Annotated in this window: 12 protein-coding genes; 9 read left to right on the top strand and 3 right to left on the bottom strand. The window is 49.2% G+C overall.

What is annotated here, in order from left to right; genetic code table 11:
* The first annotated feature begins 182 nt into the window (after positions 1-182).
* The 4 genes from ACYU87_RS15815 (at position 183) to ACYU87_RS15800 (ending at position 5,510) form a co-directional block, all read left to right on the top strand.
* Entirely contained in the window at positions 183-1,562 is a 1,380-nt protein-coding gene (locus tag ACYU87_RS15815; RefSeq protein ID WP_461135047.1) for a sugar transferase, read from the top strand.
* A gap of 39 nt (positions 1,563-1,601) precedes the next feature.
* Complete coding sequence (locus ACYU87_RS15810) at positions 1,602-3,122, top strand: capsule assembly Wzi family protein (RefSeq protein ID WP_461135046.1); 1,521 nt, start codon at positions 1,602-1,604, stop codon at positions 3,120-3,122.
* Positions 3,123-3,275: 153 nt separating this feature from the next.
* A complete protein-coding gene (locus ACYU87_RS15805; RefSeq protein WP_461135045.1) occupies positions 3,276-4,514 on the top strand; it encodes a serine hydrolase domain-containing protein in 1,239 nt (412 codons plus the stop codon).
* A 72-nt stretch (positions 4,515-4,586) separates the two neighbouring features.
* Positions 4,587-5,510: an alpha/beta hydrolase gene (locus tag ACYU87_RS15800; RefSeq protein ID WP_461135044.1), complete on the top strand. Its 924-nt coding sequence runs from the start codon at positions 4,587-4,589 to the stop codon at positions 5,508-5,510.
* 265 nt (positions 5,511-5,775) lie between these two features.
* Here ACYU87_RS15800 and ACYU87_RS15795 read toward each other — a convergent pair whose 3' ends face one another.
* Complete coding sequence (locus ACYU87_RS15795) at positions 5,776-6,921, bottom strand: acyltransferase family protein (protein ID WP_461135043.1); 1,146 nt, start codon at positions 6,919-6,921, stop codon at positions 5,776-5,778.
* A 116-nt stretch (positions 6,922-7,037) separates the two neighbouring features.
* The gene (locus ACYU87_RS15790) at positions 7,038-7,943 is read right to left on the bottom strand and encodes a prohibitin family protein (RefSeq protein WP_461135042.1); all 906 of its coding nucleotides are present in this window, start codon (positions 7,941-7,943) and stop codon (positions 7,038-7,040) included.
* Positions 7,944-8,102: 159 nt separating this feature from the next.
* Between ACYU87_RS15790 and ACYU87_RS15785 the strand changes: the two genes are divergently transcribed.
* Positions 8,103-8,252: a hypothetical protein gene (locus tag ACYU87_RS15785; RefSeq protein WP_461135041.1), complete on the top strand. Its 150-nt coding sequence runs from the start codon at positions 8,103-8,105 to the stop codon at positions 8,250-8,252.
* Position 8,253: 1 nt separating this feature from the next.
* Here the strand turns inward: ACYU87_RS15785 and ACYU87_RS15780 are convergent, their stop codons facing one another.
* Positions 8,254-8,709, bottom strand: a complete 456-nt coding sequence (locus ACYU87_RS15780; RefSeq protein WP_461135040.1) for a DUF1573 domain-containing protein — start codon at positions 8,707-8,709, stop codon at positions 8,254-8,256.
* Between the two features lie 245 nt (positions 8,710-8,954).
* Here ACYU87_RS15780 and ACYU87_RS15775 point away from each other — a divergent pair, with 245 nt between their 5' ends.
* The 4 genes from ACYU87_RS15775 to nuoK all read left to right on the top strand — a co-directional run bounded on the left by ACYU87_RS15775 (position 8,955) and on the right by nuoK (position 13,710).
* Positions 8,955-11,360 carry an alpha-ketoacid dehydrogenase subunit alpha/beta gene (locus tag ACYU87_RS15775; RefSeq protein ID WP_461135039.1) on the top strand — a complete coding sequence of 802 codons (2,406 nt, stop codon included), beginning with the start codon at positions 8,955-8,957 and terminating at the stop codon, positions 11,358-11,360.
* Between the two features lie 90 nt (positions 11,361-11,450).
* Positions 11,451-12,833, top strand: coding sequence for a 4Fe-4S dicluster domain-containing protein (locus ACYU87_RS15770; RefSeq protein ID WP_461135038.1), 1,383 nt, complete (start codon positions 11,451-11,453; stop codon positions 12,831-12,833).
* Between the two features lie 21 nt (positions 12,834-12,854).
* Positions 12,855-13,412 carry an NADH-quinone oxidoreductase subunit J family protein gene (locus ACYU87_RS15765; protein WP_461135037.1) on the top strand — a complete coding sequence of 186 codons (558 nt, stop codon included), beginning with the start codon at positions 12,855-12,857 and terminating at the stop codon, positions 13,410-13,412.
* Positions 13,399-13,710 (top strand): NADH-quinone oxidoreductase subunit NuoK, encoded by a 312-nt coding sequence (nuoK, locus tag ACYU87_RS15760; protein WP_461135036.1) that lies wholly within the window; start codon positions 13,399-13,401, stop codon positions 13,708-13,710. Before ACYU87_RS15765 ends, nuoK begins: the two co-directional genes overlap by 14 nt.
* Positions 13,711-13,774: the final 64 nt, after the last annotated feature.

The following is a 13,774-nucleotide window of genomic DNA, read 5'->3' as shown; positions in this document are numbered from 1 at the left end:
TAACCTTTGTTTATTACCTAATACCCGACTAACTTTGGTTACCGGCTTTTTGTCACTAATTTGCGATCTGTTTGATTGAGCCGCAAGATAATATTGTCGTCAGATCATCAAGCGAATACGTTAATTTTAGGGCATACAGTTCGGTAATCACATGCCAAACTCAGCGTGTAACCCTGATATGTATGAGGCATCGTTATTCTATACTATTCTTCCCGCTCCATGTTATCATTGATTTCCTGGGCCTGAATGCGGCTTTTGTCGGCGCTTACTGGATAGAGTTCCGCTCACTTGCAGCCATTACCGATTCCCCATACGCGTCCCTTTGGTGGCTCTTTAATGCAATTTGGCTCTTAGATATTTTAGTATTCAAACCTTATGTATATCCGCGACAGTTGTTTAAATCAGCTAACCTGATAAGGCAACTTTTATTGCTCACGTTCACTCATGCTGCCATTATTGCGTTATGTTGGGTAGCGATTCAAGGGTACTACTATTCGCGCGAACATCTCCTCATTACTTACGCACTGTTTATTTGCTTTGGTATAATTTTTCGGGTTGGTGGAGTCGTGTTCCTGAACGAGTATCGAGCGAGAGGCTACAACAACCGACGATATATCATTGTTGGATACGGAAAACTAGCCAACACAATTCGGGGGTTTTACGATGCGCATCCGGAAATGGGGTTTCATTTCTGTGGCTTCTTCGACGAGAAAAATATAGAAACTACTCAACTGTTAAATGGAGATTACGAAAGTTTGTTAGAATACATACAGGTAAATCATATCGACTGTGTGTATTGTTGCATGCCGTACATGGACAGTCAGCGAATTCGCATGGTTGTTGATCACGGAGTTGAATTTAATTACCAGACCAAACTTTTAATGGATTTTAGAGGCTTTTTAGCTCGTGGAGCTTCGGTTGAATACCATGATTTTTTGCCAATTCTAAACCTGTCATCGCAGTCGCTGGCAGATCTTCAGGTTAATACCTTAAAACGATCATTTGATTTATTGTTTTCTGTAGCAGCTCTGAGTTTGGGAATGCCTTTTTTTCTTATTCTGGCTACTATCACAAAATTTTCATCAGCAGGTCCGATCTTCTATGCGCAGGAACGGATTGGGCGAGGAGGTAAGCCATTTAAGATATACAAGTTTCGGAGTATGTACGTCGACTCTGAAAAGTCGGGACCCGTATTGTCTGGCGGTCTGCTCGATAATCGAATTACGCCCTGGGGGCGGTTTATGCGTAGTACACGGCTGGATGAAGTGCCTCAGTTCTACAATGTATTGATTGGCGATATGTCTGTTGTCGGACCTCGTCCGGAAAGGCAGCATTTTATTGATCAGATTGTTGAAATTGCTCCAGAATATCGCTCTTTATTAAAAGTAAAGCCAGGTATCACCTCTATTGGTCAGATTAAATATGGGTATGCCTCGAATATTGATGAGATGGTTCAGCGATTACGGTACGATTTGCTGTATCCAAAACGTCGATCATTCTTGTTTGATATGTGGATTATTGTCCAGACACTACGGGTGATGGCTCAGGGCCGTGGCAAGTAATTGCGCTTGTCTGATCAACTGTAAATCGGCCTGTCTTGTATGAAATTTTCGTTTTTGAGTAGTTGGTGTGGCGTACTTGTTGCTACGGGTTGTACAATTGGGTACGGGCAACGTGTCAATCAGTACCAGATAGAAGCCGGGGCCTTAGGTTCATCAGATCAAACGCCTTTCTGGCTACGAGCTAACCAATATGGTGTTGTGCCGCTCAAAAGCCCGGCGTTCCGATTAAATGCCAGTCTCCACTCAGATTATCGACTCGCCGATAGTCTGGGGCATAGACCTAAGGTAGATTGGGGCTATGGCCTTAACGTCGTTGGTAACCTGGGAGCGACAAATCAATTCTTACTTCCCGAAGCTTATATCAAAGGTCGCGTTGGCGCATTCGAACTTTACGCTGGTCGCCGGAAAGAAATCATTGGCCTGGTTGATACCCTGCTGACAAGTGGTTCGTACATCTGGTCAGGCAACACCTTGCCCTTCCCTAAAATTCAGTTGTCCGTACCCACCTTTACCCCCTTCCCTCTTACGCAAGGTGTTTTATCGGTCATGGGTACTTTTTCACATGGCTGGTTCGAGAATGATGGTCGCCTGGTGAAAGACTCCTACCTGCACCAGTCATCGTTATATGGACGAATAGGCAAGCCATCCTGGCGGGTACGCTTCTACGGTGGTTTCAATCACCAGGTTATGTGGGGAGGGTATTCTGACTATCTGGATAATACAGTTTCTGCCAATGGTAAATTGCCTTCGAGTATCAAATATTTTCCGGCCGTTGTACTGGGTACTCGTAACCCTTATCCAGATGATCAAAGTATACAGACAATTTCTCGTTTTGAGGAAAATCGTGTTGGTAATCATCTTGGTTCAATTGACTTAGCCATAGAGGTTAATCTGAACCATTGGAATCTATTTGCGTACCGTCAGTTTTTATATGATGATGGGTCACTATTTTACGGAACAAATCTGGCCGATGGCTTGAATGGCTTGAGGATAAGAAATCGGGATCAACCCAACGGGGCAGCATTTTTTCTGAAGCAGATTACACTGGAGTATTTATTTACGGGAAGCCAGGGTGGAGATTTATTTATTCTCGAAGATCCAGCGAAACGAGGCCGTGATGATTATTTTAACAACAGCCAATTCATCGACGGCTGGACGTATTTTGGTCGTACAATAGGAACCCCTTTTTTGACCCCTCAGCAGGAAGTAAGTTCGGCGTTGCCGCCCCGCTATGGAATTGCCAATAACCGAGTGAGTGCTTTTCATTTTGGCTTAAGCGCGCTTGTGGCTGATAGGGTGGATGTAACAGCCCGATTATCCTATAGCCTGAATGCCGGTACATACCCTATCCCTTATTTAAACATTCCCAGGCAATTTTCTGGCCTGTTAACGGCTGCCGTACCTATCGGCCTATTTGGGGGCACGACGCTGAATGGCTCATTAGCCGTTGATGTGGGTAAACTTTTACCAAATAGTGTGGGCGGCTATATTAGCCTACGAAAAACAGGCGTTTTAGGAGGGAGCCGTCGGGCGATGGTTTCGCCACGTAAAGGTTTCTGATAACCCTCATCAGAACCAATTAAGCAGGCCGTTCACGAATTTTCATGCGTTTTTAAGGACTAGGGTAATCTGGTATGCCGGGCAACTACTATTTTTACCCAGGCTTCTTCAATAATATATTACTCATCGAATACGTGGGTTTGACTGGTGCGAATGAATAATTTCCTGAGTTGGTTTTGCTATTTGGTATTAATAGGCGCTGGTGTATCCTGTGGACAGGATCAAAAAAATTTAAATAAATCGGCACGCGCATTACGTAGCTGTGCTGATGAACAGGCTCTCTCCGCGACTGAACAGACGACCATTCGGCAGCAGATTAATGCCGAGGGAAAAACGAAAAGGATTGAAGAAATCTTTAGACAGAAAGTTCGGGGAGGTTTAAACGGTAATGTGCTGGTTGCGCAGAAAGGCATAGTTCTCTACAAAAACTGCTTCGGTTTGGGTCATTTCGAACGTAACCAACGGGATACGCTGGTAGAAGACTCAAAATTCCAGCTAGCATCATTATCGAAAACATTTACGGCCGTTGGTACGCTGAAATTGATTGAAGCTGGTAAGCTTAAATTCGAGGATACTATTCAGCACTTCTATCCCGATTTTCCTTATCACGGTATCACCGTTCGCGAGTTGTTGAGTCACCGTAGCGGTTTGCCAAATTACCAGTATGCTTTTGACGACAGCATGAAGGTGAATTTCTACAAAAAAGAGAAGCCTTACCCATCCAATGCCACCATTATGCATTGGTTTGCTACGGTTAAACCAACGCCGAAAGCCTACAATATCCCCGGACGGGGGTTTAGCTACAGCAACACCAACTATATGGTGCTGGCCTCCATTATCGAGAAAGTGACGGGCCAGAGTTACGAAGCCTTTATTCAAAAGAATATATTCGAGCCGTTGGGAATGCACCAAACGTTTGTAGCCACCACCAAGAACGACTCAATTAATCACCACCGAACGGCGGGTTACCAGTGGAACCGACGCATTCCAAAGGATTATTACGACGATGTCGTTGGCGACAAGGGGATTTATTCAACCACCGGCGATCTGTTCAGGTGGTACCGTGCGTTGAACGGCGATTGCCTATTGCCGAAGAAAATGCTCGCTGAAGCGTTCGTGCCGCGCAGCTTTGAAAAGAAAGGAGCTAAAAACTACGGCTATGGCTTCCGGATGATGCTGAACGATAACAAACAACCCGAATACATCTACCATTCTGGCTGGTGGAAAGGATACAATACCATGTTCTGGTTCAGCCCCAAAGATGAGTACGTAATCATTATTCTCGGTAACCGGTATAATACGACCGTTTATCAGGTCAAGGAACTCATCGAGGTGCTGCATGGCAGCTCGACTGATAAGGTATCGACGGAAGAAAGTGATGTGGAAATATGAGTAGAGCCGACCTCAAGGTCGGCTTTTTCCGTTTTCACTACCTAACGCTGCTCCCAGAGTAGACCATTTTCCATGCGTTCCCTATTACTTAGTATGCTATTGGCCAGTAGTGCTTTACCCCATCTTGCGTCAGCGCAGGAAATTGTGAATTTATGGCCTGATGGAGCCATCCCCAACGCGATTAAGGGAGCACAGATTACCGAAAAGTCCGAAACAGATGCAAACGGTATTCTCCGGATTAGCAATGTATCGGTGCCAGCGTTGACGATTTACCTGCCTCCAAAAAATAAAGCCACTGGAGCCGCTGTCATGATTTGTCCCGGTGGTGGTTACGGAATTTTGGCAGCTAGTCATGAAGGGTCGGATGTGGCCCGCTGGTTCAACGAAATGGGAGTAGCGGCTTTTGTTTTGAAATATCGATTGCCCAATCCAACAATCATGACGAATCAGCACGAGATTCCCCTAATGGATGCCATGCAGGGCATGACCCTCATCCGGAGAGATGCGGCCCGTTATGGAGTTGACCCGGACAAGATTGGCGTAATGGGTTTTTCGGCAGGGGGGCACCTGGCCTCCACGCTGGCTACGCATTACAATAAGGGACCAAAGCCCGGTGAACAGGCTAAACCAAATTTTGCTATTTTGATGTACCCGGTGATCACCTTCGGGGAGAAAGCGCATGCTGGTTCGCGAAACAATTTGCTGGGAAAACTGGCGTCCTCACCGGATATGATCACGTATTATTCCAATGAACTACAGGTTACGGCTCAAACTCCACCTACCTTCCTAGTCCATGCCGAGGACGACAAAGCCGTTCCGGTTGAAAACAGTATTGAATTTTATCTGGCTTGTTTGAAAAGCGGTGTCCCTGCCGAAATGCACCTGTATCCAAACGGTGGTCACGGCTTTGGTCTTCGAACAGCCAAGTTTGGATCGCTCAACGGCTGGCCTGACGCCTGCAAAGCCTGGCTAACGAGTTTGTATTCAAAGAAATAAACCCTGTCCATCACCTGACAATACGAAGGCTATCTCTATAGGTTGTATCTTCACCATAGCCGTCAAATCAAGGATGTTTCTGTGGCTCGTGTCCTCACGAACCACAGAAACATCGGGCAAATCTGGCTGGCCGCAACGGCGTACGGGTACAAGTAGTCCGTGTAGATACCGACTGCGAACAGAGAAATAAATTGTGGAATTATTCTTAAGATACTTATTAGCTACCAGGGCCGTGAAAACACGGCTCTCACACATGAAAGTAGCGTCAGACCCGAAGAAACGTTTTCTTCTTGTAGAGAAAATACAGAAAGCCCCATTTGACTGCTAAAAAGGCCAACACGCTCCCCACGGCCTGAACGGGCTCGCTGAAGAAATGCAGCAGCCCGGCAAACAGAAAATGGGTTGTATAATCGAAGTCAATGACCCGGCCCGCCAGGTAGATAAGAATAGAGTTCATACCGATCACGACAAAGAAAAACGTCCATCCACGATTGTCTTTTACATCGATAATCCAGTAAAACAAGCTTAAAATCAACAGGCTCCACCCTCCGGCTACCAGCACGAACGAACTCGTCCAGAGATTTTTGTTAACGGGAAATACAAGATCCCAAGCCCAGCCTAGCGCAACGCAACTGACACCCGCCAAAACAAGCCGCTGGGTTTTTTGATTGTGGGTCAGGTCATGCCGACGTAGAACAGTTCCGGCAAATATGCCTAGCAGGCCGGTGCAGATAGCGGGTAAGGTAGACAGGAGCCCTTCTGGATCATGAATAACTCTGTGGAGCCGTCCTGGCATAAAGAGTCGGTCTATATATCCCACCAGGCTACCTTCCATCGTTAGATTGCCCGCGCCAAAGCCCGGTACGGGCACCAGCATTAGTAAGGCCCAGTACAGCAAAAGGATACCCACAAAAATGCCGTAACGAGCCCGTTCATTACGAACGTATAGAAAGATGAGCTGGGCGAACATACCTGCCAGCCCGATTCTGGCCAGAACGCTGCCGAAACGCATGTCGGCGAAGGGCTTCGTGAATAGACCGTTGTTATAAATGATGCCCAGCACGACCAGAATTAATCCCCGGATAATGACTTTTCGAGCTAGCATAGCTCGGTCATCACCCTTTGCTAATCGGCTGCCCAGCGAGTAAGGGGTTGAGACGCCCGCCAGAAACAGGAATAACGGGAAGATGCAGTCGTAAGGACGGAATCCATTCCAGGTGACATGGGTAAATTGATCCGCCAGAAAAACCGCCCAGGCCCAGCCAGTTGTTTTAGCGAGCACATGAAAGACTTCTTCCCCACCCATGATCCAGAACATATCGAAGCCTCGCAAGGCGTCGAGGGAGACAAGACGACGAATGGGAACTGGTTGGGCAAGGGCAGGCTCTTGAGTAGCGGTTGTAGTTTGCATGGACGGGCGCTTGGGAGGAAAGCAATGATAGCCAAAAAAGAGGCCTTATCAAACCTGCGGGGTTCAATAAGGCCGTCTGATGTCCTTAAAATGCGTCTTCTCAGCGCTAACTTCTATTATTTGTCGGTTAACATCAGCGGGACGTTTCCGCGGCTACCCATAATGACAATTTTAGCGTTTGGCGATGCCGCCAGTTCGCGCTGGGCTTTTATCTGCTCGTACTGTAATTGCTTGTCACTAAGGCCAGTTGACAGAATCTTCTGATAATCGGCAATACCCTGGGCTTCGACCCGTTTCCGTTCCGCTTCCTGCCTTTCCTTTTGCAGGACAAACTGCATTTTCTGCGCATCCTGTTCCGCATTAATCTTAGATTCAATTGTTTTCTTGACGGATGCAGGTAAGTCAATATTCCGGATCAGTAGCTGCTCAAGCAGAAGCCCGCGTTTCCGGAAGTCAGCTTCTATCGTCTTATAGATTCGAGTCTGAAATTCATCGCGCCGGGTAGAGTACAAGGCAATAGCATCATAATAAACGGCATTATCGCGAATACGAGTACGGGTAATGGGGCGTACAATCTTATCCATGTAATCGGCACCGATTTCGCTGTAAATCGTTGGCGCATCGGCCGAAACAACCCGATAAAGTACGGTCAAGTCAATGACAACTTCCAGCCCATCGGCGGTAAGTACGCGTATGGCATCGTCACCTGCCTTTTGTCCTTCGTCGTGGCTGGCCGACATGGTGTAGTTCTGCGTTTTTATGTCGAACTCGGTCACGTTCGACAAGGGATTGACAAAATTAAGACCGGAGTTCAGGGGTCGATCGCTAACGTTCCCAAACAGGGAGGTGACGCCAACCTGTCCGGCATCTATCTGGCGAATGCTGGCGGTGACTAATCCCAGAACAAGGAGAAGAAGGCCCACTACTTTGGCCGGCCGGGAGTAGCGCGAAAAGGCAATAGCCGGGGTATTGATGGCAAATCCGGCAACAAGTACCAAAAAGCCAAGAATAAGAAAAAACATAGCTTACGCGTGTGATAGCTGCCAGCCTGCGTACAAACGCAACTGGTCAACTGGTGTGAAATTGATAAGGGAAAGTGATGTGCTGAAAGGTGGCCGATCTATCGGCGATGGGGCGGAGCCATAAAGAGCTTGAGTCAGAAGACAACCTAAAAATAACGAATGATCAACTCACAAAAAGCAGGTATCGGAAGAGCGGATGCCAGGTTTGTCAATCGGATGCAGGGCGGGATGAAAAAATCAGGGCACAAAAAAAGGCATCCGGTAAACAACCAGATGCCTTTCTTGACCACACTATTAACCCTTCAGTGAATTAGCGTGAAGTTTTGGTGTTTTTCTTCTTGTCTTTAGCAGCAGGTGTTGCGGCAGCGGGAGCAGCCGCGGTTTCGGCAGCCGCGGCCGAAACAACTTCACCTTTCAGGTACAGAACGGCCTGACCTGCTTCAGCATTGCTGGTTACAGTCACCGATTTGTTGAACGGACCCGCAGCCGCTGCGTTGTAGGTAGCCGAGATGGAACCGGATTTGCCCGGCATGATTGGCTCACGCGAGAAACTTGGTTTTGTGCAACCACAGGAGGCCTGTGCATCGTTGATAACAATAGGATCTGTACCGGTATTTTTGAATTCGAATACGTGAGTTACGGGCTTGCCTTGCTCAACTTTACCGAAATCGTGCGTTTCTTTCGTGAACTTCAATACTCCCTTTTGGGCATAGCTAACCGCCACCAGCATGAACAGAGCTACGAAAAGTGAAAAAATCTTTTTCATTGGACTATACAGAATTATGGTTTGATTTTAAAAAATACTAAGTCTTGTGTACTAGTGCCTATAGCAAACTGCCTGCCAGAAACGTTTACCGTTTTCATTGGGTCAACAAATAAACTCAAAAAATCGTTTTTTTGAAAGCTTACTTGTTTTACCTTACTTTTACTTTCGCTAGGGAATCGACGACTCGGTACCAGCTACTTCATCGATAAATTGATTGTTAGACGATTCCAACCCGTGGCTCTGCTGTGATAGCAAACGAACAACTCCGCTCGACTGATATTTTAAGTCGTGAAAAAATCTTAGCAGATTACCGATTGGCTTATGAAAGTCGACAGGTAAGCTTGTTAGGTCGGCGTGACGTGATGGGAGGAAGGGCTAAGTTCGGCATCTTCGGTGATGGTAAAGAGCTGGCGCAGCTAGCAGCCGCCAGCGCATTTTGCCGGGGCGATTTCCGTTCGGGCTACTACCGCGATCAAACCTTTGTTGCGGCTCTGGGCGAACTTCGCTGGACTGAGTTCTTCGCCCAGCTTTACGCCCATACCGATCTGGAAGCCGAACCCAACACCGCCGGTCGATCCATGAATGGCCACTTTGCTACCCGCTGGCTCGATGAACAGGGGCTGTGGCGTAACCAGACTGAACTCTATAATTCTGTTTGTGATATTGCCCCCACCGCGGGCCAGATTCCGCGCGCGCTTGGGCTGGCCTATGCCTCCAAACTTTTCCGCAATAACCATGCCTTGAGCGATCTGACCAACTTTTCGCACAATGGTAATGAGATTGTTTTCGCTACCATTGGCGATGCGTCAACGTCGCAGGGAATGTTTTGGGAAGCCATGAATGCGGCTGGTGTATTGCAGGTTCCTTTGCTGATGTCAGTCTGGGACGATGGCTACGGTATATCGGTTCCCGTTGAATACCAAACCGTAAAGGGAAGTATCTCAAAGGCTTTAGCCGGTTTTCAGCGCGACGGCGATGATAAAGGTATGGAAATCTTTACCGTAAAAGGGTGGGATTATGCCGCCTTGCTGGAAACGTATCAGCAGGCTGCCCATATCTGTCGGACGCAGCATGTACCCGTTCTAGTGCATGTACAGGAACTGACCCAGCCTCAGGGCCATTCAACATCGGGTTCGCATGAGCGGTACAAGTCTAAACAACGACTGGCTTGGGAAGTCGAGCATGACTGTAACCGGGTATTCCGCCAATGGATTCTCGCGAATGGGTATGCCGACAATGAGGAGCTGGAAGCCATCGAAGCTGAAGCCAAACAAGTAGCCAAACAGTCTCGTATCAGTGCGTGGAACGCGTATCAGGCATCCCTGAAAGGCGACTTTGATGAGGCTCTTGATTTGTTACAGCAGACCGCTCGTCATAACGCTAAATCAGCCGAATTAATGGCGATCCGGGAAGAACTTCGCAAGACGTTTTCACCGGTACGCCGGGATGCCGTTTCGGCCATACGAAAGGCATTACGGGCGTTGCGTAACGACACCGGTGCCAGCCGCCAGCGTCTGAAAGCCTGGCTCGAACGCACAAATGCCGAAAACGCCGACCGGTTTAGTTCACATTTATACAGTCAGTCGCCAGAGTCGCCGATGCTGGTTGAAGCCGTTCCGGCCCAGTATACGGACGACAGCCCCGTGCTCGACGGCTACCTACTGCTTCAGCGGTATTTCGAACGTTTGTTTACCCGTGATGAGCGTATCGTCGCTTTGGGCGAAGATGTCGGTCAGATCGGCGACGTAAACCAGGGCTTTGCGGGGTTGCAGGAAAAATTTGGCGAAATACGCATTACCGATACCGGCATCCGCGAAACCACGATTATAGGGCAGGGCATTGGCATGGCGATGCGCGGACTCCGCCCCATTGTTGAGATTCAGTATTTCGATTACGTCTATTACACGCTGGCAACCCTAACCGACGATCTGGCTACGCTGCATTATCGGACGAAAGGCGGTCAAAAAGCCCCACTGATTATTCGAACGCGCGGGCATCGGCTGGAAGGAATCTGGCATTCCGGCTCCCCAATGGGTACCATGCTGAGCAGTTTGCGGGGGCTTCACGTCCTGGTGCCACGTAACATGACCCAGGCGGCCGGTTTTTATAATACGTTGCTGAAAGGAGATGATCCGGCTTTACTGATCGAATCGTTGAACGGATATCGGCTAAAGGAAACATTGCCTGCCAACCTGGATGAATTCTGTGTGCCGCTCGGCGTACCGGAAATCCTTCGCTCCGGCTCCGATCTGACCGTGGTGACCTATGGGTCCATGTGCCGGATTGTACTGGAAGCTGCTGGACAGTTGGCAGAATTAGGTATCAGCGTAGAGGTGATTGATGTGCAGACGCTTCTGCCGTTTGATGTACATCAGGTAATCATTGAATCGATCAAAAAAACAAACCGAGTGGTGTTTGCCGACGAAGATGTACCGGGTGGAGCCTCTGCCTACATGATGCAACAGGTTGTGGAAGGCCAGAACGCCTATCGCTACCTGGACTCGGCTCCGACTACCTTATCGGCCAAAGCGCACAGACCTCCTTATGGTTCAGACGGCGACTATTTCTCGAAGCCAAATGTTGATGATGTCATTGAAATCGCCTATTCTATTATGAGTGAGGCCGACCCCTTGCGGTTCCCACAACTTTAATCTTGAATGATAGAATGACTGAATGATAGAATAAGTGCGACTGCCTTTGCCATTCTATCATTCAGTCATTCAGTCATTCTACCATTCAAAATGTCATACTTCAAGGACATACAATCGGGTATCCGAACAACGATAAAAGGGCTAAGCCTTACGCTGCGGCATCTCCGGCAGGCAACAAAGCGCCGTACGCCCGAAGGAATCGCCAGTGCGAATTATTTCGATTTACAGAATGGCTTGGTCACGCTTCAGTATCCGCACGAACAGCTTCCCATACCCGATAATGGTCGTTACCAACTTCGTAATGAGATTGATGATTGCATCGTTTGCGACAAATGTGCCAAAGTGTGCCCGGTCGATTGCATCACGATCGACGCCATCAAAGCCACCGAAGAAGTAGGAAAAGCGTCGGATGGGTCGCCGATTCGGTTATACGCGGCTACGTTTGATATCGACATGGCCAAGTGCTGCTATTGCGGCCTGTGTACCGTGGTTTGCCCGACCGAGTGCCTGACCATGGACAAGAAGTTTGACTACAGTGAGTTTGAACTGGGTAAGCTGACGTACAGTTTCGCTGAGTTAACCGCAGAGCAAGCCGATGAAAAGCGGGCACTGTATGAACAATACGTTCGTGAGAAAGACGAAGCAAAAGCGGCTCTGCAAGCGGCCAAAGCGCCCGTTTCAGAAGCCGCTGCGCCTGCTCCTAAACGACCCGTATTTCGGCCAACGGCTAAGCCGAGCGTACCCGTGCCGCCTGCTGAACCAGCCAACTCGGAAGGTTCGTCCATTGAACACCCGCTAACGGACGCGACGCCGGACGAAATGCAGCAGATTGCGCAGGGTGGTCTCGAAGCAGCCAAGCACCCGGTGTTTGAGCCAGCGGAAAAGCCCGTAGCCCCCGCCCCCGTAGCTGCCGTTCCCGAAGATGCCGCGTTACCGGCACCTGAACGCCTGGTAAAAGCAGAGGCACCCGCCCCGGTCGCGAAACCGGCTGGCTTCCGGCCCACCATGAAACCACCGGCTGCCAAAGCTAGTGAGCCTGCAGCACCCGTATCGGTCGAACCTGAGACGTCAAAACCGGCTTTCCGGCCTACCATGAAGCCACCTAAAGCCGCAGAACCAAAGCCGGAAGCTACACAAGATACTGCCGAACGACCGGAGGAGACGCCAAAACCGAAACCAGCTGCTTTCCGGCCCACCATGAAACCGGCAAAGCCCGTTGACGCCGAACCCGTGCCGAGTGAACAGAGCGAGACTCCGAAACCGAAGCCAGCCGCTTTTCGCCCTACGATGAAGCCAGCGGCAACGCCACCCAAGCCAATTGAAGAAGCTCCGTCGGCTGAACCGAAAAGCGCTGATTCGACTTTCCCGGCCGACACACCATCGGAATCCGCGGCCGAGCCAGTAAAGCCCAAGCCGGCTTTTCGGCCCACCATGAAGCCCAAACCGAAACCCGACGACGAGACGTCAGCATAATTAATCCTATTCCTGAAATCAGTGGTTCAAATCGCCTTTTATGCCTTTGCCATACTGACGCTCGGTAGCGCGTTGGCCGTCCTGCTGACCCGCAATGTACTGTATGCGGCTTTTTTTCTCCTGCTGACCCTGTTTGGGGTGGCTGGCTTGTTTGTGTTGGCGAGCGCTGACTTCCTGGCCATTGCCCAGATCATGATTTATGTTGGTGGGGTGCTGGTTCTGGTAATCTTTGGCATCATGCTTACGCACAAAACAGCCCAGCCGACAGATATGGGTAACCAGCAACCAAACCAGATTGCCTCACAAAATCGGTCCGGTCTGGTATCGGGTTGGGTCGTGGCCCTAGTGGTATCAGGCGCCTTATTTATTGCTTTGTATACATTGCTGGCCCGCGCTAATTTTACCATACTCAACCGACCTGTTGGCTGGCAAAGTACCATGCATACGATTGGTAAGCAACTGATGACGGAGTATGTGGTGCCGTTCGAAATTACGGCGATTTTGTTGTTAGCAGCTCTCGTAGGGGCCACCTATCTGGCCGCTCCACAGCGTAAACCCTCCCGAAATGCAACCCGTTGATAGCCATCTGTTTCTGTTAGTGGGGGCGGCCCTCTTCAGCATCGGTTTAGCCGTAGTAATACTGAAGCGTCACGCCATTGTGGTATTAATGGGTATCGAGCTGATGCTCAACGCCGTTAATATTAACCTCGTTGCGTTTAGCCAGTATGATCCGGATCGTTTACAGGGTCAGATGCTGACGTTGTTCGTCATGGTTGTTGCGGCAGCCGAATCGGCGGTTGCGCTGGCTATTGTATTGCAGGTGTATCGTCATTTCCGTACGGCGCAACTGGATGAGTTAAACGAACTTAATCAGTAAACGAGGGCGTCGGGCTATTTTCGACGGGCCCAGGCGGCTAGGCGTACCGACTTGCTCGAAAACG

It is taken from the genome of Spirosoma lituiforme (assembly GCF_054776635.1).
This window is presented reverse-complemented; position numbering and strand designations above follow the sequence as displayed.

Coding starts and splice junctions, on each gene's coding strand:
- ACYU87_RS15790 (WP_461135042.1), bottom strand. CDS start 7,943: ATGTTTTTTCTTATTCTTGGCTTTTTGGTACTTGTTGCCGGATTTGCC.
- ACYU87_RS15780 (WP_461135040.1), bottom strand. CDS start 8,709: ATGAAAAAGATTTTTTCACTTTTCGTAGCTCTGTTCATGCTGGTGGCG.
- ACYU87_RS15805 (WP_461135045.1), top strand. CDS start 3,276: ATGAATAATTTCCTGAGTTGGTTTTGCTATTTGGTATTAATAGGCGCT.
- nuoK (WP_461135036.1), top strand. CDS start 13,399: ATGCAACCCGTTGATAGCCATCTGTTTCTGTTAGTGGGGGCGGCCCTC.
- ACYU87_RS15770 (WP_461135038.1), top strand. CDS start 11,451: ATGTCATACTTCAAGGACATACAATCGGGTATCCGAACAACGATAAAA.
- ACYU87_RS15810 (WP_461135046.1), top strand. CDS start 1,602: ATGAAATTTTCGTTTTTGAGTAGTTGGTGTGGCGTACTTGTTGCTACG.
- ACYU87_RS15800 (WP_461135044.1), top strand. CDS start 4,587: ATGCGTTCCCTATTACTTAGTATGCTATTGGCCAGTAGTGCTTTACCC.
- ACYU87_RS15815 (WP_461135047.1), top strand. CDS start 183: ATGAGGCATCGTTATTCTATACTATTCTTCCCGCTCCATGTTATCATT.
- ACYU87_RS15795 (WP_461135043.1), bottom strand. CDS start 6,921: ATGCAAACTACAACCGCTACTCAAGAGCCTGCCCTTGCCCAACCAGTT.
- ACYU87_RS15785 (WP_461135041.1), top strand. CDS start 8,103: ATGATCAACTCACAAAAAGCAGGTATCGGAAGAGCGGATGCCAGGTTT.